Source organism: Cryobacterium sp. GrIS_2_6, assembly GCF_035984545.1.
In the GTDB taxonomy this organism is placed as follows: Bacteria; Actinomycetota; Actinomycetes; order Actinomycetales; family Microbacteriaceae; genus Cryobacterium.
Window position 1 is genome coordinate 2,923,219 of sequence record NZ_JAXCHP010000001.1, and the last position, 22,010, is coordinate 2,945,228.

Annotated in this window: 19 protein-coding genes and 1 pseudogene; 10 read left to right on the plus strand and 10 right to left on the minus strand. The window is 62.1% G+C overall.

The features are described from left to right. Positions 1-18 precede the first annotated feature (18 nt). The 5 genes from RCH22_RS14330 to RCH22_RS14350 all read left to right on the plus strand — a co-directional run bounded on the left by RCH22_RS14330 (position 19) and on the right by RCH22_RS14350 (position 7,082). Positions 19-1,443, plus strand: a complete 1,425-nt coding sequence (locus tag RCH22_RS14330) for an extracellular solute-binding protein (RefSeq protein WP_322136657.1) — start codon at positions 19-21, stop codon at positions 1,441-1,443. A gap of 31 nt (positions 1,444-1,474) precedes the next feature. Then, positions 1,475-2,404, plus strand: coding sequence for a sugar ABC transporter permease (locus RCH22_RS14335; RefSeq protein WP_322136658.1), 930 nt, complete (start codon positions 1,475-1,477; stop codon positions 2,402-2,404). Between the two features lies 1 nt (position 2,405). Beyond that, positions 2,406-3,278, plus strand: a complete 873-nt coding sequence (locus tag RCH22_RS14340; RefSeq protein ID WP_323510558.1) for a carbohydrate ABC transporter permease — start codon at positions 2,406-2,408, stop codon at positions 3,276-3,278. Between the two features lie 2 nt (positions 3,279-3,280). Beyond that, on the plus strand, positions 3,281-5,320 hold the full coding sequence (locus tag RCH22_RS14345) for a sugar-binding domain-containing protein (protein ID WP_322140590.1): 2,040 nt from the start codon (positions 3,281-3,283) through the stop codon (positions 5,318-5,320). 136 nt (positions 5,321-5,456) lie between these two features. Continuing rightward, positions 5,457-7,082: a ricin-type beta-trefoil lectin domain protein gene (locus RCH22_RS14350; protein ID WP_322136661.1), complete on the plus strand. Its 1,626-nt coding sequence runs from the start codon at positions 5,457-5,459 to the stop codon at positions 7,080-7,082. An 817-nt stretch (positions 7,083-7,899) separates the two neighbouring features. On the opposite strand, the gene RCH22_RS14355 is transcribed toward RCH22_RS14350, so the two are convergent. From RCH22_RS14355 to RCH22_RS14365, 3 genes are all read right to left on the minus strand, one after another. Next, the gene (locus RCH22_RS14355) at positions 7,900-8,196 is read right to left on the minus strand and encodes a hypothetical protein (protein WP_323504956.1); all 297 of its coding nucleotides are present in this window, start codon (positions 8,194-8,196) and stop codon (positions 7,900-7,902) included. A gap of 92 nt (positions 8,197-8,288) precedes the next feature. After that, positions 8,289-8,897 carry a class I SAM-dependent methyltransferase gene (locus RCH22_RS14360; RefSeq protein ID WP_322136664.1) on the minus strand — a complete coding sequence of 203 codons (609 nt, stop codon included), beginning with the start codon at positions 8,895-8,897 and terminating at the stop codon, positions 8,289-8,291. Between the two features lie 234 nt (positions 8,898-9,131). After that, on the minus strand, positions 9,132-9,527 hold the full coding sequence (locus tag RCH22_RS14365) for a hypothetical protein (RefSeq protein ID WP_322136665.1): 396 nt from the start codon (positions 9,525-9,527) through the stop codon (positions 9,132-9,134). A 129-nt stretch (positions 9,528-9,656) separates the two neighbouring features. Between RCH22_RS14365 and RCH22_RS14370 the strand changes: the two are divergent. Next, positions 9,657-10,854 (plus strand): annotated as a pseudogene (locus RCH22_RS14370) (IS3 family transposase). A 92-nt stretch (positions 10,855-10,946) separates the two neighbouring features. Here RCH22_RS14370 and RCH22_RS14375 read toward each other — a convergent pair. The 4 genes from RCH22_RS14375 to RCH22_RS14390 all read right to left on the minus strand — a co-directional run bounded on the left by RCH22_RS14375 (position 10,947) and on the right by RCH22_RS14390 (position 14,814). Next, on the minus strand, positions 10,947-11,345 hold the full coding sequence (locus tag RCH22_RS14375) for a MerR family transcriptional regulator (protein ID WP_322136666.1): 399 nt from the start codon (positions 11,343-11,345) through the stop codon (positions 10,947-10,949). Positions 11,346-11,354: 9 nt separating this feature from the next. Beyond that, the gene (locus RCH22_RS14380; protein WP_322136667.1) at positions 11,355-11,771 is read right to left on the minus strand and encodes a hypothetical protein; all 417 of its coding nucleotides are present in this window, start codon (positions 11,769-11,771) and stop codon (positions 11,355-11,357) included. A 615-nt stretch (positions 11,772-12,386) separates the two neighbouring features. Next, positions 12,387-12,878, minus strand: coding sequence for a GNAT family N-acetyltransferase (locus RCH22_RS14385; RefSeq protein ID WP_322136668.1), 492 nt, complete (start codon positions 12,876-12,878; stop codon positions 12,387-12,389). A 526-nt stretch (positions 12,879-13,404) separates the two neighbouring features. Continuing rightward, the gene (locus RCH22_RS14390; RefSeq protein ID WP_322136669.1) at positions 13,405-14,814 is read right to left on the minus strand and encodes a PLP-dependent aminotransferase family protein; all 1,410 of its coding nucleotides are present in this window, start codon (positions 14,812-14,814) and stop codon (positions 13,405-13,407) included. A 28-nt stretch (positions 14,815-14,842) separates the two neighbouring features. Here RCH22_RS14390 and RCH22_RS14395 point away from each other — a divergent pair, with 28 nt between their 5' ends. Then, positions 14,843-15,808, plus strand: coding sequence for a DMT family transporter (locus tag RCH22_RS14395; RefSeq protein WP_323504959.1), 966 nt, complete (start codon positions 14,843-14,845; stop codon positions 15,806-15,808). 191 nt (positions 15,809-15,999) lie between these two features. Then, positions 16,000-17,265 (plus strand): IS256 family transposase, encoded by a 1,266-nt coding sequence (locus RCH22_RS14400; RefSeq protein ID WP_322141107.1) that lies wholly within the window; start codon positions 16,000-16,002, stop codon positions 17,263-17,265. Between the two features lie 50 nt (positions 17,266-17,315). On the opposite strand, the gene RCH22_RS14405 is transcribed toward RCH22_RS14400, so the two are convergent. Further along, entirely contained in the window at positions 17,316-17,735 is a 420-nt protein-coding gene (locus RCH22_RS14405; RefSeq protein WP_322189244.1) for a hypothetical protein, read from the minus strand. A 208-nt stretch (positions 17,736-17,943) separates the two neighbouring features. On the opposite strand from RCH22_RS14405, the gene RCH22_RS14410 reads away from it, so the two are divergent. Further along, on the plus strand, positions 17,944-19,383 hold the full coding sequence (locus RCH22_RS14410; protein ID WP_322135178.1) for an IS1182 family transposase: 1,440 nt from the start codon (positions 17,944-17,946) through the stop codon (positions 19,381-19,383). Between the two features lie 203 nt (positions 19,384-19,586). Here RCH22_RS14410 and RCH22_RS14415 read toward each other — a convergent pair whose 3' ends face one another. After that, the gene (locus RCH22_RS14415) at positions 19,587-20,438 is read right to left on the minus strand and encodes a hypothetical protein (RefSeq protein WP_322136671.1); all 852 of its coding nucleotides are present in this window, start codon (positions 20,436-20,438) and stop codon (positions 19,587-19,589) included. 8 nt (positions 20,439-20,446) lie between these two features. After that, positions 20,447-20,767 (minus strand): hypothetical protein, encoded by a 321-nt coding sequence (locus tag RCH22_RS14420; RefSeq protein WP_322136672.1) that lies wholly within the window; start codon positions 20,765-20,767, stop codon positions 20,447-20,449. A gap of 350 nt (positions 20,768-21,117) precedes the next feature. Between RCH22_RS14420 and RCH22_RS14425 the strand changes: the two genes are divergently transcribed. Beyond that, positions 21,118-21,813 carry an alpha/beta hydrolase gene (locus tag RCH22_RS14425; RefSeq protein ID WP_323504902.1) on the plus strand — a complete coding sequence of 232 codons (696 nt, stop codon included), beginning with the start codon at positions 21,118-21,120 and terminating at the stop codon, positions 21,811-21,813. Positions 21,814-22,010: the final 197 nt, after the last annotated feature.

Genomic DNA, 22,010 nt, shown 5'->3' on the forward strand with positions numbered 1-22,010 from the left:
GATCACAAAGGAGTGTTCATGCACAGCACACCCACGCAGCCCAGAAGGCCCGGCGCGAGCGCTTCGGCTCTGCGGCAGCACCGCGCCTTCTCTCGTTTCGGAGCGCTTGGCGTCGCTGTCGCCGTAGCCGTTGGCGTTAGCGCCTGCGGCCCGGCGATTGGAAATGACTCTTCGAGCGTGACCGGCACATCGAATCCGAACGTTCTTACGGCACCGACTGATAAGGACGCCACAGGGGAGATCACCATTTGGGACCGCTCTGGCGATCTCTTCAACGTCTTCGATGCGACGATCGCCAAATTCAACGAGAAGTACCCGAACGTCAAGGTCAATCACCAGGCCGTTGACATCGACGCAAAGCTGCAAAATACCCTCATCTCCTCAACTGACGTACCTGACGGCGTCTTCCTCGACGACGCGAAGGTCCCGGGCTTTGCCAATGACCTGTGGGATCTCAGCGACGTTCTCAAGCCATACGTTCAGGACATCGCGAAACAAAAGGTCGACGTCAACTCGCTCAATGGCGGAATCTACGGCATCCCGTTCGATCTGGACCCCGGTCTTCTCTTCTACAACGCGAGCGTGCTCGAAAAGGATGGAATCGATCCGGCAGGCATCAAGACCTACGACGACCTGCTCACCGCTGCCAAGAAAGTTAAAGCCGCCGATCCGTCGTCGGGTCCAATACACCTCGAACAGAGCGCCTTCCTGGGGCAATTGTGGCTTGAGATGTTCGCGAGCCAGCAAGGCACGAGCATGACCGACGCATCGGGAAAGTTGCGCCTTGATTCGCCCGAGTATAAGCAAATCCTCACGTGGCTCGATACCGTTCAGAAAGAGAAGCTCGGCACGCGTGCGGAGTACCTCGGGCCCACGGACGTGCAGACGCTCGATTCCGGCCAGCAGGTGTTCTACCCATGGTCGATTTGGTTCGACTTTGCCCCGCAGCAACTACTCCCAAAGACTTCGGGCAATTGGCGGGCCATGCCGCTACCGTCCTGGACGGCAGATGGAGCCCACTCGGGCGCGATGGGTGGCTCGTCGTTCGTCATCCCCAAGGCCGCGAAGAACCCGAAAGCTGCGGCCTTGTTCTACAACTTCCTGATGTACGACAAGAACGGATACACGGCTGTCTACGGGCCGAACTCCGTCTACCCGAAGGGTCTGAATACGTCGGTACCCAGCTACAAGGCGGCCGCTGATCCGAACACACCGCTGTTCGGCACCATCGACGCCATGGGCGGACAAGACCTCTGGAAGACCGCTATCGAGGCGGGCAACCAGATCCCAGGTGGCACCCCCACCCCCACCTGGTGGGCGAGCGCCGTCAACTATCTCGGTAACAACTTGCAGAAGATGCTCGACGGGCAGATGACACCCGACGAGGTGATCCAGCAATCGACCGATCAGATCCAAACGAACCTGGTCGACCGCAACAAGTAACACCTCTTCACCCACGCGAGAAAGCAGCTCCATGACCGTCACGACCGCCTTGAAGGCGTCAAGTACGGCTCCGCGATCGTCGCAGCGGGGACCGCGTTGGTCCCTGCTGCGACGGAAGTCGGCGCCCTACCTCTTCATTTTTCCGTTCGTCGCGATCTTTGCCGCGTTCTCGATCTACCCGCTGGTGTTCACGTTCCGGCTGAGCTTAACCAACTGGCGCGGGTCGGGTACCGCGGACTGGGTGGGCTGGGGCAATTACACCTACCTGCTTTCGAACCCGGACTTCTGGGCGTCGCTGGCCAACTCGGGTGTGCTCTGGCTCTTGATCATCCCGGCGCAACTGGGCGTGGGCGTGCTCGCAGCGGTCCTCCTCAACAGCACTCGCATCCGTGCTCGCGGTTTCTACCGCACGGCGTTCATCGTGCCCTTCGTCACACCCCTCGTTGCGATCGCCCAGATCTGGATCGTACTGTTCGACCAGCGCTACGGGGTCATCAACGGGCTGCTGAACCTAGTCGGGCTTCCAGACGTCGGTTGGTTAACAACGAGCGAGTGGTCGAAACCAACGCTCGCGCTCCTATTCCTCTGGAAGACGACCGGATTTGTGGTCATCATCGTGATATCCGGCCTGCAGTCCATCGACACGACGGTATACGAGGCCGCGGAGCTTGACGGGGCATCGCCGTTCCGGCAGCTCTGGAGCATCACTGTCCCCCTGATCCGACGGACGATCATGTTCATCGTCGTGTTGCAGACTCTCGCGGTATTCCAAATGTTTGCCGAACCGTACGTCGTTACCAAGGGTGGCCCGTATGGCTCAACCACGACGGCCGGCCTCTACCTGTACAACCACATCACCGTCGCAGATCTCGGCACGGGAGCGGCCAACTCGTTCCTGCTCGTGATCATCGTGATGGCGCTGTCGCTCGGGTTCGTGCGGCTGCTGAGAGCGAAGGACTGACATGAGGACGGCATCCGTTTTCCGGACACGGCGGTTCCAGCCGCAGATCGTATCCCAGGTCTTCTTGATCCTCCTTACCGCGGGCTTTCTGGCACCGGTGGCTTGGGCCCTCGTCTCGGCATTCAAACCGGCCAACGACATCATCGCCGACCCACTGGGATTCAACCCAGGCACGTTCACGCTCGACAACTACACGCAGATGTTCACCGACGTGCCGATCCTCTCCGGCTTTTTCAACACCGCCATAGTGCTCTTCTCCAAGGGCCTGATCACACTGTTCTTCGCACCACTGGCAGGGTATGCGTTCGCCAAATACGAGTTCCGGTTCAAGAACTTTTTCTTCGGGGCCGTACTGCTGACACTTATGCTCCCAACAATCGTGCTCATCATCCCGCTACTGCTCGAAATGAAAGAGCTCGGCTGGGTCAACACCTACCAGGCCCTCGTGCTGCCCGGCTCCGTGGACGCGTTCGCGATCTTCTGGATGCGGCAGGTGATCAGCGCCGTGCCCGACGAACTACTCGATGCGGCCCGCGTCGACGGGTGCGGGGAGTTCGGTATCTTCTGGCGCATCGTGCTTCCGGTGATCCGACCCGGGATCGCTGGCCTCGCCGTGCTGACTGTGATGAACATCTACAACGACTTCGTCTGGCCCGTCGTTATCACCACGGGCGACCGGATGCAGACGCTCCAGGTGGTCCTATCGACCCTCGCCCAAAACATCAGCGGCAACAAGATCGGCGCCGACTATGCGCACGTAACGGGCGAACTCCTCGCCGCGTCCTCCGTCGCACTCATCCCCCTACTCATCATCTTCGTGCTTCTGCAGAAGCACTTCATCAACGGCATCCTCGCCGGAAGCGTCAAAGGCTGACCATGACCATCATCACCCCGAAAGGCTCCATTCGCATGTCTTCAGAACTGCCGTCGGTACCCAAACCTGAGTACCCTCGACCCGACTTCGACCGGTCGAATCGCTGGGAATCACTCAACGGCCAGTGGGCGTTCTCAAGCCTCGACGGCGAGGAGAGCATCACCGTGCCGTTCGCCTGGGAGACCGAGGCGTCGGGCATCGCCCGCACCTGGCTCGAACAAGCCAGCTACTCACGCGAACTAACCATCCCCCACTCCTGGGCCGGCGCCCGGGTGTTCGTCTGCTTCGGCGCCGTGCACCACGAGACGCGGGTGTCCATCGATGGGGCAAAAGTCGGCGAGCACACAGGCGGGTACACCTCGTTCGAGTTCGATATCACGGATTACCTCGCCGCAGGTTCGAGCGCGACGCTGCTCGTGGACGTAACGGCGCCCTCCGATAAGCGCTCGATCCCGCACGGCAAGCAACGATCACTTCCCCGCGACGACTACGACGGCGTCTCGTTCATGGCAAGCTCCGGCATCTGGCAAAGCGTGTGGATCGAAGCACGCGGCCGCACCTACGCTGAATCTGTCTCACTGAGAGGCGACTCACTGACGGGGTTTGAGGTCACCGTGCAGGTCGCGGGCGACGAGGCCGCGCGTGCCCGCGTGAGCATCGGCGATCTCGAAGTGGTTACCGACGAGCACGGTCGCGCCTCCGGCTTTCTACCGATCGACTCACCCCGCTTGTGGTCGCCTATCGACCCGCACCTCTATGCGCTCGACGTGCGAGTCGGCGACGATCTTGTCGTCGTCACAGGCGGGTTGCGCTCGATCGAACGACTCGGCGAGGACCTTTACCTCAACGGCGAGCGATTCTACCTTCGCGGAGTGTTAGACCAGGGCTACTGGTCGACCTCCGGCATTACCGCGCCCGATGACGCTGCACTCGTGCACGACCTCGATCTCGCCCGGCAGGCTGGTTTCAATCTCGTGCGCAAACACCTCAAGTTCGAAGAGCCGCGCTGGCTGCACTGGGCGGACACGCTCGGCATGCTCATCTGGGCGGAACCGGCCAGCACGAGCCGATTCAGCGAGGAAGCCACGGTGAACTTCGAGGCGCAAATACCGGAGATGGTCAAGCGCGACGGCAACCACCCGAGCATCATTATCTGGGGCCTGTACAACGAGGAGTGGGGTCTGGACTGGGACATCCCCGGAGACCCCGCAAAAGCCGACGCGGCCCGCCGCGCATACGATCAGCTCGCAGCCCTCGACCACAGTCGACCCATCGTCGAGAACTCTGGCTGGGAGCACGTCAAGACCGACCTCATGGACTGGCACTACTACGACGAGAACCCGGCGTCGTGGGCGGCCAATGTCGCGGCGATCGCCTCGGGTGAGCGCGAGTCGTTCCCTGTGCCACTGGGACCGGCCCACATCGTTGACAAGTCGATCTATGGCGACAACGAGCAACCCCGTAGCGGCGTACCCCTCCTCAACAGCGAATTCGGGGGCGGATTCACCAGCCTCGAACGAGCCTGGCACGTGAGGTGGCAGACGCAGGAGATCCGACGACACGATAGGTTCGCGGGCTACGTCTATACCGAACTGGCCGATGTCGAGCACGAGTCTGCGGGCCTGTTCACCGCCGACCGTAAAAGCAAGGACCTCGGCGGCCTGGACCCGGCCGACGCAAACGCCGAAACTGTGATCGTGGTTGACCTCGTTCCCAGGGAGGCAGGAACCGACATCGCAACCCCAACAGTGCCACTCATCCTGGATGTGCGCGTGTCCCACCACGGCCGGAAGCCTCTTACTGGACAAGTGCGCGCGGCCTGGGTTCAAAGCGGGACGCCCTTCGGCCCAAATATCTCCCATTCCGTCACCGAAGCTCCCGTCTTCGCTCACCCGTTCCAAATCTCCGATGCAGTCAAGCTTTCGTTACCAGCGCCGGCTATGACCTCTGCGAGGCTCCACCTCTGGATCGTGGACGAGCAGGGTGCCATCAAGGCACGCACGTTCGTCGATGCCGGGCCGCTCGAACGAGACGCTCAGTAACTGCCGAATTCGCCGGCCTCCCCACGGGAGGGTCCATTCATCCCATCACTGCAACGACGCAAACGAGGAGTTCAAAATGAAAAATAGAGTACGGCAATGCCCCAAATGGCGCACAGACGCTCGGACGCTGGTCGCTGTGACCATCACGGCGCTTGCCCTCCTGGCAAGCGGCCTCGCTCTTGGGGGAGGCGCAGCATTCGCTGCCACCACCTCGAGCGGGACCCTCTACACACCCAATTCTTCAGCCAACCCGAGTGAAGACGCGAGCTATCCCCGCGTCATCCGTCTCGCCCACTCCGGCTCGTCGAACGGGACCATGATCGCGACATTCGCGCACTCGGGTGCCGGAACGACGAAAGCAAACTTTCCCCTCTACCGGTCGACCAACAACGGCGTGAGCTGGACGGCTTCGCCGATCGGTACCGTCACGGATACGCTGCACGGCTGGGATCTCGACGGTCCCACCCTCTACGAACTACCAAGCGCGAAAGGCGACCTTCCCGCTGGCACGCTTCTGGCAGCCGGAACCGCTTGGAACCACGGTGACTACACGCAGCAGTCCGTCGAGGTGTTCATCTCAAAAGACCAAGGCGTGACCTGGACCTACCGGAGCTCGTGCACGAGCGAAACCGGCACACCCAACACAATCATGCACGGCATCTGGGAACCGGAATTCAACGTCGCGAGCAACGGTAATCTCGTCTGCTACTTCTCGGACGAGCGACCCTCATCGAACAACTACAACCAGGTACTCGCGCACGTTTCATCCACAGATGGCGGTGCAACGTGGGGAAGCGAGGTCTACGACGTAGCAATCCAGGACGGCGTGCAACGTCCTGGCATGGCTACCGTCGTCAACCTACCAAACGGCAGCTACGCGATGAGCTACGAGGACTGCAAGAACGGTTTCGATCCGGACCAGGCGTGCGACGTCTACATTAAGACATCGACCGACGGTGTGACCTGGAATCCAGGAAGCCTCGGCACGCGCATTCAGACGAGTGATTCTCGCTTCCTGCTGCATACTCCGTACCTGACATGGTCGCCCGCAGGCGGAGCCAACGGCACACTCATCGTCTCAGGACAGCGAGTCGTCGCAGGAAATGACGGGGCCCTCACCGTGCTTCCGGAATCCGGCCACGTTTTGCTCATCAATAAAAACCTTGGGATTGGTACATGGAAGGAGATCACGACGGCAGTGACGGTGGCACCTACCGGCGGATACGACGCCGGAGAAACTGCCTGCGCAGGCTACAGCTCACCGCTCCTGGCCGCGACCACGGGGTCGAGCTTCATCATGCTGGCGGGCACCCATATTGCGAGCGGCAAATGCGAGACGCGGTTCGCCACCGCGAATCTTCCGAGCGCGACCGGACCAATCACCGGCCCAGGAAGTGTAGCTAAGTGCCTCGATGTGAACAACAACACGTCAGCTCAAGGCAACGCGGTTCAGCTCTACGACTGCGGCGTCGCAACTGGGCAACAATGGTCGCTCGAGTCCGACGGCACCATCCGAGCCTTCGATAAATGCCTCGACATCACCGGCAACGGTACCGCTAACTTCGCGAAGGTCGAGCTTTGGGGATGCAACAACGGCGTCGGGGGCCAACAGTGGGTGGCACGAGCCGACGGGTCGCTCTATAACCCGCAGTCTGGACGATGCCTCGACGACCCGGGCGCAGCTACGACCAATGGAACTCAACTGCAGATATACGACTGCAATGGGCTCTCCACACAAGCCTGGCACGTGCCGACAACCTGACGTCTCCGCAACGAGAGGCCCCGCCCGAAAGTCGCGGCGGGGCCTCTTCGCCGAAATGCTCGACGACCAGATTCCAACCTCCACCCGCTTTGACCAAACGAGCAACTACCGCTTCAATCCGTGTTCCTGAGGGACACCGCCCTCCGAACTACGATTGATCCGCAAGCCCTTGATGACCGCTGTTTCATGTTACTTGGGCCAAGAATTGAGAACTCCGGTACTTCGCGTTGGCGGACCCGGAGTTTTTCATTTGCCCCGCGGCTGCATCACCGGCGCCCTGCGCAGCGTTTCGGCTTGGCGTGTCCCGTACCAGGAGACGAGGCAAAGCGAACTCGCCCTCACTCCCCCAGCTGCAGACATGGTGCTTACCTCGGCGGAGAATTGACTATGGCAGTGTTATTCGGACCCACCAGGGCAATCTAAGCGGGACCCACCTCCACCGTTGTTGCAACGTGTTTTCGTTGCTCAAGGTGGAGGTTTCGGATGGAGTTTCGGGTGGAGTTGTTCGCGCGGATCAGACGTGATGCGCGCGTGGAGGGCCTCTCGATCAGGGAGCTGGCCCGAAGACACGGTATCGACCTTGCGGACGCAGTCGCGCCCTGGCAGGACATTGCGAAGGCTGGAGACGAACCCTCTTCGTGGCAGGTCCGCCGGCGGCTGGAGGCCCTTGGAGCGAATGGCCTCGTCGATCCTTCGCGCAAACGCCCCGGGCTGTGGCATCTGACCCTGTTCAGGTGGAATGGTCCGGATGCGCCACGTGTCGCTCTCCAATGACCTGACGAGGTTGCTCATCGCCGCCGAGCGGTAGCCGAACGGCCTATGCAACTCCCGTGGCCACAGCATTGAGCACGTGGGCAACCACGTAGCCCCCTATCACCACCATTATGCCGACAGCCGGCACCCACCAGATACGACTGCCACGGCGGACCAGAAGGACGACGGCGACACCCTCAATGAGCAGCGCGCCGACCGCGGCAAGCGGTGTGACAAAAACTGATCTTGTCAGGAGGCCAAAGTCGCAGTGGCGCGAGAACCCACAGGCGTCGACGTTGAACTGCTCCACGAGAGAAATGAGGGTGAGGATCACCGCGATCAAGACCTGAAGGACGGCCAACGAGACTGCGACGCTGACGTCAGTCCCTGACGTTCTTCGGGGCTGACGCGATGAAAAGGGAAAGCCGAACATTGGCTAGTACCTCCTATCCCTCAGCGGGCATCGCGACGTCGGGCGACGATAGCTGCCACCGGGCGCTGGCCGGCGGTCTTCCGGACGTGCGATTCGACCACGTCGAAACCGGTCGCGTTCAACTCGGCACCGAGGTCATCCACGGGCCAGCGGTAGGCCGGCGTGACGGCGTGGGCGAATTCCTCGACCGTCTGGCTTTCGAAGAATCCGACAAGCAGCGTGCCACCGGATTTGAGCGCGCGGCTGAACTCTTGGAGAGGAATCTGTATCGTCTCGGGCTCGTAGTGAATGAGGGAGTACCAGGAGAGGATCCCGCCAATGGAGCCCGTGTCGGCGTCGAGCGAGTCGAGACTGCCAAGCGTGTAGCTCACGCCAGGAAAGGTATTCGTGGCGTACGTGACGAACTCGGGCACCAAATCGACTCCGCGAGCAACATAGCCTTGCTCCGCGAGGAAGTTGGTCCAATGACCTGGACCACACCCAGCATCGACTATTTCCCCGTCGACATCGCTGGCCCACTGGGAAACGAGTTGGAGATCGGATGGGTGCACGGCAGCCATCGACCCCAAGAGTTCGGTGTACTCCCTTGCTCGGCGTGAGTACGCCGCGGTGCTGACCTTGTTGACCATGCGGTCGAGTCTAGGTAGGGTCGAGCCATGTGCCCGTAAGACGGGACCTCCAGCGCGACGAATTCGCGGCCTCTCCGCGCGATTGCCAAGAGTGCCGATGTTGTGTCACATCGGAACCCCTTGCGGGACGGTTCCACGGTGGTGTGATCCTTCTTTCTCAGAACGGCACAACGTCTTTCGCACCCCTGAGTTGAATCTGAAGGGGCATGGTCTTTCCCGACCGCGAATAACGAACTACCGCAACGATTCAAGGATAGTTTCGTACTTCGTTGCTTCACCCTCCGTCGTTGCTGCGACGAAATAGCCGAGCTGGAGCCCCGTCTTCTCCCATTGTCTCGCAGGCGCTGGTCGTCCCGACTCCGTTGTGCCGTAGGGCTCCTCATCGACCTGTTTCCAGCCGTTGGCCACCAGCTCGCGAGAGTAAAACGCGAGGACCTCGCGTGGTGAGTGCGTCGTTGTCCCGGATATACCAGTCGTGTCCACGTCGCCGCCGTCGAGCCCGAATTGAACCCGTCCTGGGACCTTGTTGGTCCGGACATCGATGCTGCCAGGGTAGGTCAATGCGGCTTCGGGTTGTTTGGCCAGACTGTCGATGGATTGTCCGGGCACGCAGCCCGCCAGCAGCAGCATGCAGATACTGGCGGCGGTCGCCGCGCTCAGGAGCCGAGATGTTCTGTTCACGTTTTTCCCTGTCACTTCGGATCATCGAGGTAAACACTGTGGCCCTGACCCCGGGGAGTGGACACCTCACAAGAGAGAATGTTCACTATGGCAAGATCACGTCGGGAGTTCACTCCTGAGTACAAAGACGAGGCCGTGAAGCTGATTTTGACTACCGGCAGAGCGGTCGCGACCGTCGCGCGAGAGCTCGGGATCAACGAGGCCACGCTGGGCCGCTGGGTGAGCGCGTTCAAGGCCCGCAACGAGACCGGACAAACCGAAGTGACGGAGTCTGAGCGGGCCGAGCTGCTGCGGCTACGGAAAGAGAACGCGGACCTCAAGATGGACAGGGCGTTCTTGAAAAAAGCGTCCATCTTCTTCGCCCAGGAAGCATCGGATACGAACGGCAAGCGTTCGAACTGATGCTGGCGGAGAGGACCAACTTCACCATCACCCGCATGGTCCGTCTCCTCGAGGTGTCCCGGTCGGACTACTACGCCTGGGCCGGCCGGGTGCCGTCGCCGGCGGCGATCCGGCGGGTGCACATCGAGCAGAAAGTCGCTTTCTTTCACGGCGATTCCGACGAGGTCTACGGCGCCCCCAGGATCCTGGCCGATCTCCGAGCGGACGGGGAGGTCATCTCCCGCAAAACCGTCGCCGCGACCATGCGGCGCCTGGGTTTGGTGGGCATTTGCCCGAAGAAGTGGAAGACGACCACCATCATCGATCACGCTGACGCCTACCCGGTCGATGCTGTGGAACGGCAGTGGGATACCGGGGCGCTGAACCAGGTCTGGGTCGGCGATATCACCTATCTGAGGACGTGGGAGGGGTGGGTGTATTTGGCGACCGTCATCGACGCTCACAGCCGCCGTGTGATCGGTTGGGCTATCGCGGACCACATACGCACCGACCTCATCCAGGACGCCCTCACGATGGCCATGGTGCTGCGCGGAGACCGCCCGGCGACGGTGATCTTCCACCGGTTGAATCTGCCCAATACGCGTCGGAACAGATCACTCTGTTCGCGGCCAAGAACGGCATCACCCGGTCGATGGGCTACACCGGGATCTGCTGGGACAACGCCATGGCCGAGAGCTTCTTCGCGACATTGAAAACCGAGTTCTCCTACCGCCGGGTTTGGCCCACCCGGGCCCGCGCGATCCAAGGCGTCGCGGACTGGATCGAGGACCGTTACAACCGCCGCCGGCGCCACTCCTCGATCGGGCAGGTCACCCCAGTGGAGTTCGAGATGCAATACTCGTCACAGGCCGCAGAAATCCAACTCGCCGCTTAACCCGTGTCCACTCTCCGGGGTCAAGACCACGCACGGGGATCGCTCAACGGGCACTGTCACTCTCACTCATGCGCGCTAGTGCGGGAGTCTCCCTATTGGCCGGCGAGGGCGCTGACAATTGGGCAAGGCACTGATGCATCAACGCACTGCACTTCAAGAAGTCCCTTGATGGCGAGGCTCGTGCGCTGGAGGTCAGCGATCTTTTCATCGATCTCGCGGAGCTTTTGCGCAGCAACCTCCGCGACGTCGCCAGCCGTCACGCTCCCGGCACGTACTGTCTGTGAGAAGCGGTCGAATTCGTGCAACTCGGCCAAAGTGAAACCAAGTTCCTGGCCGCGACGAAGAAAGCGCATTCGGCGGACATCGGAGTCGCGATAGTCGCGGTATCCACTGTTTGTCCGCTCTGGCTTCGCGAGGACACCTGTTCGCTCGTAGAACCTAACCGTAGATATTTTAACCCCGGCTCGCAGGGCTAGTTCTGCTATTAGCACAAGCCGACTCTAAGCCACTACTGGAAGGCGGGCGGAGGCCATGACAGCTCCCTGCACGATAGCCCACACCACCTCGAGGATGAGCATGCCAAGCACGAGCGGCGACGCGCCGTGAATCAGGGCTGCCGCCATCCCGAGCGAGAAAAGGAACCTTGCTGCAGTGTCCGCGGCGCCTGCTGCCCTCGATGGGCGCGCAAGCCTGAACACCGACCACACCACCACCAGCGATCCCATCAAGTTGGCGAACATCAGGGTAAACACATCGCCCGCATCGGGCACTGAACCAGGGAGCCCAAGGGCTACCTGAAGCGCTCCGAATCCTTCGAAGAGAGCTGGTGCTGTGAACGGCAATGCGAAGCCAGCAGTGACAATCAGATCGTAGAAAGCGGATATGCGGACAGTGTTTCGAACAGCCGAGGAAGTCATTCCCCCACTGTTGACCCTGCACCATAGTGCAGGGTCAAATCCGTGGACCGAAGGTCGCTCACACATAATCAGACACATCGTGATGTTGGCGTCCCTACAATGCCCGCAAGCCGGACGTTGAACGGGCGCCCAGGCGACTGGATCAGGCATCGGAGCGATGACCAGGTGAGATGCCCGCAAGCGGAACCCCTTACACGACAAGGGCGACAGACCTTCGGCCCAGCGATGCTTGGAATCGGATCAAGTACCCATCCGGGTCCTGCACGAGAAACTGAACTACGCCAGCCCCGGTCTGGCCTGTCCGGTACCACTTCGTCTCCGGCTCCAGAGCACCTACGATCGGGTCAATCGACGCTACGGAGATCTGGAAATTGACGCCGCGACCCAAAGGCAGATCCAACGCAGCTGGCACCCAGTTTCGCCCCCACGCCCCTTTGCTCGAGCATCATGTGTGCCGTGCCACTGGTGATGTAGGAAAACCCCTCCTCGGGGCGGTCATACAGCATCTCACATCCGCAGAGACGGCACCAGAAATCTAAACTCTCCTCAAGAGAGGTGACAAGAAGCTCCGGAACCGGTCCGGGGCCTGGCGTGCTGTCCGCGCCTGTCATGACTTCACAGCAGTTCTTTGCGGAACCAGTGGTTCGCGTAGGGGTCCGTATTGTGCGCTTCCCCCTCGATGAAGCCAAGCGACGCGTACAGGCGTCGCGCCTCGACGAGGTCGGTTCGCGTGTCCAACCGCAACGCATCCAGTCCCAGTTCGCGGGATTCGCGCTCCAGTTCCTCCATGAGCAGGCGTCCCACGCCCTTACCTCGTGCCGTCGGTTCCACGAAGACTCTCGTCACCTCGCCGATCTCGCCGGGGCGAACCCGCAATCCTGCGCAGCCGAGAACCGTGAGCCCTTGACGGGCGAGTAAAAGAATCCCCCGTGGTGCGACAAGGTCATCACTGGAGTACCCGGCCTGGGCATCCAAAATCTCCTGCCGTGATGCAGGTCGCCCATGGTAGCGACCCACAATGTCTTCGTAGTACCGAAACGACACATCCTTGGCTTCAGCGGACGTCGGCGATGTCGCAGAGATGAGGATCGGCAACGCAGGCATCATGCGTTCCAGAGTACTTCTCGAGCGCGGGGCGATCTGCCCAGAATCCAGATACCTCGTTGAAGTCCGCGCCCGTTAGCCGGACGTCGAATACGACGGCGCACTATTCGTCAATCGGAGGCTCGTCACCTTCCACCTCGGCGATCAAAGAATCCCGCTCGCGCGCTCTCGACCCTCCCCAGAAGCCTGAAGCTATGACGGCCGGAGCCAACGCTACGTACCGTGTCACTTGCACAATTCCCTGTGGCCAGGTGAGGAAGAGCTCGACGATTGAGAGGACAAGTATCAGGAGCGCCAGGCCCCACCCGAACTTGGCCATCCGCCAGAGCGCTTGGCTGCTGGCGTGCAATCGCGCAGACCGCTGCGAGGAGGTTTCCACGTCATGGACGATACTCGCCCCTGAGTGAAGCGCCACGGAAGAGGAAGACCAATTGGCCAACCCCCTACGGGGCAGGTGAGACAGTAGTCCCGCGGTCGCCAACTATGCGCGGTGCGTTCGAGCAGACGCGCTCGCGGGTCAGGGGCACCGTCAGTAATTGGACAAAAGTGCTTGGCCGATGATGCGGGCTCCGTCGGGGAATGCCCCGGGGTTGGGTCCGGAGTAGTTGAGCCTCATGAAGGGGCCGGTGGCCTCGGCCGGGAACCAACTCGAGCCGGCACCGATCAGGACCCCCGCGGCTTCGCAGTCTGCGACCAGCCGCTCGAGATTCGTCCCATCCGGCAGGCGCGCCCACAAATTCAGACCGCCCGCCGGAACGGTGGCGATGTGCACGTCGGGTGCGTGTTCGCGCAGACTCGTCAGTAACAGGTCTCGCCGGGCCCGCAGTTGCGGGCGAAGGTTGCGCAGGTGCGTCTGCCACCCCGGTTGGGTGACGACGTCGAGCACTGCGGCTTGAAGGATCCCGCTGACGTACATCGATTCTGCACTGCGGTCGGCGAGAATGCGTTCTTTGGCGGGACCCCGGGCAATGATCGCCGCCACGCGCAGCGACGGCGAGACGCTCTTGGTGAGGGATCGCACATAGACGACATGGCCGGCGTCATCGCGCGCGGCGACCGGTTGCGGGTCGGTATCGATGCCGAAGTCATGGGCCCAATCGTCCTCGACCAGGAAGGCGCCGTGCGCCCGAACGACGTCGAGGATCTGCGTCGTGGTGGACTCTGACCACTGTGCGCCCGTCGGGTTCGCATAGGTCGGCTGTGCATAGAAGACCCGCGAACCAGTTTCCTGGAACGCCCGAGCGAGGTCATCGGGATCGGGCCCCTCGGGTCCTGAGGGAACCGGGACCACGTCAACCCCGGCTTGAGCCGCAGCCTGGATCGCGCCCCAGTACGTGGGCGATTCCATCAGCAGCGGCGCTCCAGCGGTGGCCAGGGCACGAAAGATCGTGGCCAGACCACTTTGACTTCCCGGGAGTACGATGACATCGCTCGGCAGGGGCGGAGTCACGCCGACCGGTGTCGCAGAACCGAGCTCCCCGGCGAACCAGGACTGCAGCTCCGGAAGCCCCGCGACCGGTGAACGCGTCAGAGCCGCCTCGCTTCGGGCCGCGCGAGCCAGCGCCGACCGGAGCAATCGTTCCGGTAACAGCTCCCGGTCGGGATACCCGGAATGCAGAGCAATGCTCCCCTGTGGAGCGGCACGTAGCGCAGGATTCAACGCGCCGAGGTGGCTGTTTGGCGAACGCATCGCGGCGGTCTGCCAGCTAAAGTCGAGCGGCCGAGCGGTACGCACTGCGCGAACGAAGGTGCCGGCGCCGGGCCGGGTTTCGATCAAGCCCTGCCCCACAAGAGTCCGGATGGCTTTCTGCACCGTCACCGGGCTCGCCCCATACTCGACGACGAGCATCCGGCTGGTGGGCAGCCGGGCGCCCGGCGCCCGGCCCGCGATCCACTCATGCAGTGCGGCCACAATCCGAAAACTGCTATCGTTATCCATGTCAGATCATAATAGCGCTATCAATCGGATGTCCGCACCGCTATCACCCTCACGGGCCGGCCTCGCCTGGGGGTTTCTCGGTGTCGCCGCGTTTTCCTTCACCGTGCCCTTCACCCGCGTGGCCGTCGAGAGCATGGCTCCCCTGTTCATCGGATCCGGCCGCGCTGTCGTCGCTGCCGTGCTCGCCACGGCCGCCCTGATCATCACGCGGCAACGCCTTCCGCGCGGCCACCAGTGGTCTCGCCTCGCCGTCGTTGCGGGTGGTGTCGTCATCGGCTTCCCCCTCCTGACATCCTTTGCCCTCACGGCGGCGTCAGCCAGTCACGGCGCCGTGGTCATCGCGCTCCTGCCGGCCGCGACGGCCGTCATGGCTGTCATCCGGGGAAAAGAGCGACCACCGCTCTCGTTCTGGATCATGGCCACCGTCGGAGCCATGGTGGCCGTAGCCTTCGCGTCCCTGCAGGGAGGCGAAGGCATCCGCTTGCAATGGTCAGACCTGCTCCTGTTCGGTGCTGTCATGGCCGCGGCCATCGGTTACGCCGAAGGAGGCCTGCTCGCGCGCGAGATCGGAGCGTGGCAAACCGTATCGTGGGCCCTCGTTCTAGCCGCTCCCCTCATGGTCACCCTGACGACAATTGCCATCGTTGACCAGCCACCTACCGGCACGCTCACCCAATGGGCGGCCTTCGCGTACCTCGGAGTGGTGAGCATGTTCCTGGGATTCTTCGCCTGGTATCGCGGACTGGCGATCGGGCCCATGGCCCAGGTCAGCCAGGTACAACTCACCCAACCCGTCCTCAGCATCCTCTGGGCCGCACTCATCCTCCACGAACAACTCACCTGGCAGACCATCATCGGCGGCACCGCCGTCATCCTCTGCGCTGGCATCGCCGTGCGAACACGCCTGAATCGCGTCAAGCCCACACGCTCCGCCGAGGACAGTGCAGATGGACCAGCACCGGTCGAGGCGATGCCCACCATCAACCGCCCGTAAGGGGAACGGCTAGCGCGACAGATCCGCGGCCAGATTTCGTCCATCCCGCCGCAGCGTTGCCTCTTCTCTACTCCGACGCGGAGATCAACGGGCATGGCTTTATAATTAGACCGCGAATCCAGGGACTATACGATTTTCGGTGTAACTCCTAACAATGGAGGTGCCTGATGACTGATGTGATTCTTGACGTGATGGAGGACGAAGCCGTGGCGACGGTGAAGCAGGAGGACGTGGTGGATGGCCGGCTCGTGGACCAGCTGGTCGGACGGGCCCGGGAACAGGGTCTCGCGCTGACGGGCGAGAAAGGGTTGCTGGGCCAGCTGACGAAGATGGTCCTGGAATCCGCACTCGAGGGCGAGATCACCGATCACCTCGGCTACGAGAAGCACGAGAGGTCCGGGTCGGCCTCGAACGCACGGAATGGGTCCCGGACGAAAACGGTCCTGACGGATATCGGCCCGGTCCCGATCGAGGTGCCGCGAGACCGGGACGGTTCGTTCCAGCCGCAGATCGTGCGTAAGCACCAGCGGCGCTTGACCGGGGTGGACGAGCTGGTGTTGTCGCTGTCGGCGCGCGGGCTGACCCACGGCGATATCAGCGCTCACCTGGCTGAGGTGTATGGGGCCGAGGTGTCTAAGACGACGATTTCCACGATCACCGACCGCGTGCTCGAGGGCATGACGGAGTGGCAGAACCGGCCTCTTGACCCGGTGTATCCGGTGATTTTCATCGACGCGATCCACGTCAAAGTCCGCGACGGGCAGGTCGCGAACCGGCCGATCTACGTAGCCCTGGCCGTGACGATCGAGGGCAACCGCGACATCCTCGGGCTCTGGGCCGGGGATGGTGGCGAGGGAGCGAAGTACTGGCTGCAGGTGTTGACCGAGATCAAGAACCGGGGTGTCCGGGACGTGTGCATGGTCGTCTGCGACGGACTGAAAGGCCTCCCGGACTCGATCGGGGCCGTGTGGCCTGAAGCGATCACCCAGACCTGTGTCGTGCACTTGCTGCGGGCCAGTTTCCGTTACGCCGCCCGGCAGGACTGGGACAAGATAGCGAAGGCCCTGAAGCCGGTCTATACCGCCGCGACTGTCGACGCGGCCGAGGAACGCTTCCTTGAGTTCGGCGAGGCGTGGGGGAAGAAGTACCCGGCGATCGTGCGGATGTGGGAGTCGAGCTGGGCCGAGTTCGTGCCGTTCCTGCAGTTCGATGCCGAGATCCGCCGGATCGTCTGCACGACGAACGCGATCGAGTCCGTCAACGCGAGGATCCGCAAAGCCGTCCGCGCCCGCGGCCACTTCCCCAACGAGCTAGCCGCCCTGAAATGCGTCTACCTGGCCGTGATGAGTCTGGACCCCACCGGCCAAGGACGAGCCCGCTGGACCCAACGATGGAAGGCAGCCCTCAACGCCTTCGACATCACCTTCAACGGCCGACTCTCCATCCGCGACAACTAAAAATCAAACCCAGTTACACCGAAAACTTGACAGACCCCGAATCCAACGGATCACCGAAACGATCGCAGCTGTGTGTAGTACTTCGTGGTTGCACCCTCGGTCCAAGCCTCAACGAGATAGCCGAGATGAAGCTTCGTCCTGTCCCAACTGATCCAGTGAGATGGCAGTCCCGCTTCCGTATGGGCACCGGGAGTGTCCGTGGTTTGTGTCCAGCCGTTCGCTGCCAGCGCCCGCGAGTAGAAGGCGATGACCTCGCGTTGCGTGTGGGTTGTCGTCCCGGATATACCGGTGACGGCCACGTCGCCGCCATCGAGGCCGAATTGAACCCGTCCCGGGTCATTGTTGATCCGGACATCGGTGCTGCCGGGGTAGGTCAATGCGGCTTCGGGTTGTTTGGCCAGGCTGTCGATGGATTGTCCCGGCACGCAGCCAGTCAGCAAGAGCAAACACATGCTGGCTGCGGTCACCACGCTCAGAAACCGAGTCGTTCTTCGCACCGTTCTCCCTGCCTGCCGCGTCGCGTTGGTCAATTGGGATACTAGGAGCGTGGGTCAGTAACGGCGAAGTTTAAAACGCCGACGGATTTCCTGGGCTGGGGTTGTTGGTCTGGGAAAATTGCTTATGAGCGATTTTGATGGTTTGTTTCCCGCGACAGAACTCGAACATGTTGACCTGGTCATGGACGACGGAGTCGAGGCTGGCGCCGGCGTGAACAAGCGGTTCCGGGCGTTCGAGCCGGCGGCCGTGATGTTGGTTCCACCGTCTTTGGATGAGTGGCTGCCGCAGAACCACCTCTCTCGTTTCATCGCCGACATCGTCGAAACTCAAATTGACCTGAAGAAGTTCTACGCGTCCTACGCGAAGTCGAAGGGCCAGCCGCCTTATGACCCTCGGCTGATGGTCCGCGTGCTGCTTTACGGGTATTGCGTCGGGGTTCGCTCGTCACGGGAGTTGGAGCGGGTCTGTGTGGACGTGGTCGCTTTTCGTTGGTTGGCCGCGCAGCAGGCACCGGATTTTCGCTCGATCGCCCGGTTCCGGAAACGGCACCTCGCGAGCCTGGGGAACGTGTTTTTGCAGGCGTTGGAACTGTGTCGTGCGGCTGGGATGGTGTCGCTGGGGCAGGTCGCGTTGGACGGCACCAAGGTCCGGGCGAACGCGTCCAGGCGCAAAGCGATGAGTTACGCCCGGTTGACGGAGAAGCAGAAAGTCCTCGCCGATGAAGTCTCCGCCCTCCTGGCGGACGCCGATGCGATCGATGAGGCCGAGGATGCCCGGTTCGGGAAAGACAAACGCGGTGATGAGTTGCCGCCGGAGCTCGCGAGGCGGGAATCACGCCTCGTGAAACTGGCCGAGGCGCGCGCCGCTTTGGAGGCGGACGCGGCCGCCCGGGCGCGGAAAGAGGCCGAGAAGAAAGCCCGGGATAAGGGCGATGACGACGATGCTGTCACGGCGAAGGGTGAGGATGCGGCCGAGAACGCGGTCGTGAATCCGAAGGCTCAACGCAACTTCACCGACCCGGACGCGCGGATCATGAAGACCGCTGACGGGTCCTTCCATTACGCCTACAACGCGCAGGCCATCGTGGATGCGGATCATCAGATCATCGTCGCGACGACGCTGACGAATATTGGCGTGGATGTTGAACAGGTCGTGCCCCTGGTCGAGAAACTCCACACCACGACGGGCGTTCTGCCCCGGCAGGTCCTCGCCGATGCCGGGTATTGTTCAGCCGCGAACCTGGACTACGCCAAGACCATTGAGACGGCCAGCGACGGCGGGACCGAGTTCTTCATCGCGACCGGCCGGGTCAAGCATGGCGAACGTGTTCCCGAGGTTCCTCGGGGCCGGATCCCCGCCGATGCGACGCTCCGGGAACGCATGGCCCGGAAGTTGAAGACGAAGAAAGGCCGCGCCGTTTACGCCAGGCGCAAAGCGATCGTGGAGCCCGTGTTCGGTCAAATCCACACGAGGCAAGGAAAATTCCTGCTGCTGCGCGGGTTGGAGCAAGCAGCCCACGAGTGGGACCTGATCGCCGCCTGCCACAACCTAATGAAACTCCACACCCTGCAAACCAAAGCCCGCCTCGCCACGCAAAGCACTCCCCACCCGGCAACCTAAAGACCAGGCAAGACCGCCCTGACGGGCGACAGCGATCCTGCCCTGCGTCGTCAACACGGCCGTGGCCCTATTTTCGATCGGCACGCGAACGGATACAGAGCCCCAGCCCACGACGATCGCGTCGGCAACGCCCCAACCCAACCCGACGACATCGGAGGCATTCATTGGCATCAAAGCCGAATAGGCGTTACTGACTCACGCTCCTAGGGCACGGTCGGGTCAGGCGTGTTGCTGTCCGAGTTCGAGGGCGCGTTGTCTGGTTGCATGGTCATGTAACGCCACTGGCCTCCGGTGTAGATGAGGCGGAGGTGGGCTGTGACTTCACCGGGAGCACCGTTCTTGACGTAGTCGAAGGTGATCGGGGTGAGCGCGAAGTCCGCCCCGGCACTGGTTGTGACGTACGTCGTGGCGCCTGTGGGAGCCAAACCTGTGACGCTGCCGCCGCCGGTAGCGCCGATGGTGGCGACGAACTGTTCCCGGGTGAGCCCGTTTCGCAGGCTCGGGTCTCCCAGATCGTAGAGCGCACCCAGGTCTGTTGCCTTGAGCGCTGTGATGACCGCGGTCAGGGTGGGGCCGGCGTTGTGCGGGGCGGGCGCAGCTTTCAGGGTGAAGTGCTTGCCGTTGATCCACACTTCCACGTTCGCGGCGCGCGCGGTCGGGTCGTCATGACCAATGATTTTGATAGTTGCGTTGCTGGATGCCCCGCTCGGGACGGGTTGGGCGATGTCGCTGGTCAGCACGGCCGAGGCATACTGGGTGCCGGCACCGTTGAAGCGGAACTGTTCGTCGTGGGCGCTGTGTGGGTCCAGGGTCGCCGGCTTCGCGGGGACGACGAGTCCCACGCCCGGTGCGCTGAAGTAGAACTGGCCCACTCCAGCAGCCGTGGAGTCCAGGTCGATGCGCAGGTATGCGCCGCTGGCTTGGTCACGGAAGCCGACGCTGGGATCGCTGAAATTCACGGCCACTTCCGCGTGACCGGGAAGGTTAGCGACGACCAGTGCTGCCAGGCCGATGGCGGCGAGGCCGGCCAAGCCGAAACGAGTGCGTTTTCTCATGATGGTCCTCACGGTTTGCAGTTGTAGGGGGTGCCGTTGGCACGGCCGTTGAGGAGAAGCACCAACTCGTCATCCGCACTGATCGAAGCATTGGTCTGGCAATCATTGACAAGGGTCTGGCCCAAGGCAAATCTGACGTCCAGGTGCTGCTCCGGGGCATCGAACACGGCCTGACCCAAGGCGATGGATTCACTGGGCGGAAACAAGGGATCCCAGAAGTAGCGGTGCAGTTGAACGAATTCCCAGTTCTGTGCGCCGCGAGGTCCACTCAGAAATTTCTGACCGCCCTCAGCTGACGTATCGGTTGGTTCGTCTGCGCCGCGGAGCACGACATCGTCGCCCAGTGAGGTGTTGTCGCCGTAATTGAGTCGAGTTCGAATTATTTGTCGAGAAGCGTTCCTGATAACTGCTGCGTAGCTGAGCCGATAGAAAGTGCCAGGAAAAATTCGGAGCGCAATGTTTGCGAGAGGACAGCACTGACCCGTAAGGGGAACCGCGAGCGTTTCAGCACCAGAGGCGAGCCAAAGTTCCTCGCCTCCCCAGCCGCGGCCTGGATCGACGCACCAACCTCAACCATCCAGGCAGAACAAGCCAAATGAACTCACGCTTGCCTCATCCAACTGGACGTTACGAGGTGGCGTTCGACTTGACTGTCGGTGGGTCTGGTGAGAATGGATTCATGAAGATCGTCCTGGTTCCGCCGCTGCTCTGCTCCCCCCTCGCTTACGCGCCGGTGATCGACACTGTCTGGTCCCACGGTCAGGTCACCATTGCCGATACCCGCCATGACGACACGATCGCGGCAATGGCTGAACGGATTCTCCGCGAGAACGCCGGAGAATTCGCCATTCTTGGTACCAGCATGGGAGGGTACGTCGCCTTGGAAGTCGTCCGGCAAGCACCCGACCGAGTCACCGCCCTCGCCCTCGTCAGCACGTCCGCCCGAGCCGACACCACAGAGCAGGTCAAGGCGCGGTCCAGCCAATCCGCACTCGTCGAGGACGGGCATTTCGACGCCCTCGTCGACGCCGCCTTCCCCGGCGTCGTCGCAGCCAACAACGAGTCTGACCAGGCGCTGCTGGCCACATGGCGGGCCATGACAGCGCCAGTTGGCCCGGGCGCCTTCCTGCGCCAACAGCGTGCTGTCGTTCAGCGCTCTGACCTCCGCTCGATGCTGCCGTCGATAACGTGTCCCACGGCGATCATCCATGGGGCTGCAGATCGCCTCATCCCCCTCGCCGCCGCCGCAGAGACAACCGCCGCAATGCCCGCAGCCACATTCACCATCATCGAGGGCGCCGGCCACTTCCTGTTCCATGAACGGCCCGCCGCCGCACGAGACGCCGTAGACACATGGCTCGAGTCAGCTGAATAGCTGAACCGTAGCCATGTGATGCCGCCAGACAACGTTCAACCACCGGGCCCGCGTGTGTCCGGGACGCCTCGGCAAAACCTTCAAGCCCTCGAATCCGACATCCGCAAATGGGTCAAGGGTTGGAACGAGAACCCGAAGTCATTCATCTGGACCAAGCCCGCCGAACAGATCCTCGAATCCCTCAGCAGACTTCTACA

Excerpts from the sequence above, each read along its gene's own strand:
- RCH22_RS14335 (WP_322136658.1), top strand. The coding sequence starts at position 1,475 with ATGACCGTCACGACCGCCTTGAAGGCGTCAAGTACGGCTCCGCGATCG.
- RCH22_RS14330 (WP_322136657.1), top strand. The coding sequence starts at position 19 with ATGCACAGCACACCCACGCAGCCCAGAAGGCCCGGCGCGAGCGCTTCG.
- RCH22_RS14345 (WP_322140590.1), top strand. The coding sequence starts at position 3,281 with ATGACCATCATCACCCCGAAAGGCTCCATTCGCATGTCTTCAGAACTG.
- RCH22_RS14380 (WP_322136667.1), bottom strand. The coding sequence starts at position 11,771 with ATGACTTCCTCGGCTGTTCGAAACACTGTCCGCATATCCGCTTTCTAC.
- RCH22_RS14395 (WP_323504959.1), top strand. The coding sequence starts at position 14,843 with ATGTCCGCACCGCTATCACCCTCACGGGCCGGCCTCGCCTGGGGGTTT.
- RCH22_RS14365 (WP_322136665.1), bottom strand. The coding sequence starts at position 9,527 with ATGCTGCTGCTGGCGGGCTGCGTGCCCGGACAATCCATCGACAGTCTG.
- RCH22_RS14425 (WP_323504902.1), top strand. The coding sequence starts at position 21,118 with ATGAAGATCGTCCTGGTTCCGCCGCTGCTCTGCTCCCCCCTCGCTTAC.
- RCH22_RS14410 (WP_322135178.1), top strand. The coding sequence starts at position 17,944 with ATGGACGACGGAGTCGAGGCTGGCGCCGGCGTGAACAAGCGGTTCCGG.
- RCH22_RS14360 (WP_322136664.1), bottom strand. The coding sequence starts at position 8,897 with ATGGTCAACAAGGTCAGCACCGCGGCGTACTCACGCCGAGCAAGGGAG.
- RCH22_RS14390 (WP_322136669.1), bottom strand. The coding sequence starts at position 14,814 with ATGGATAACGATAGCAGTTTTCGGATTGTGGCCGCACTGCATGAGTGG.
- RCH22_RS14385 (WP_322136668.1), bottom strand. The coding sequence starts at position 12,878 with ATGATGCCTGCGTTGCCGATCCTCATCTCTGCGACATCGCCGACGTCC.
- RCH22_RS14415 (WP_322136671.1), bottom strand. The coding sequence starts at position 20,438 with ATGAGAAAACGCACTCGTTTCGGCTTGGCCGGCCTCGCCGCCATCGGC.
- RCH22_RS14340 (WP_323510558.1), top strand. The coding sequence starts at position 2,406 with ATGAGGACGGCATCCGTTTTCCGGACACGGCGGTTCCAGCCGCAGATC.
- RCH22_RS14400 (WP_322141107.1), top strand. The coding sequence starts at position 16,000 with ATGGAGGACGAAGCCGTGGCGACGGTGAAGCAGGAGGACGTGGTGGAT.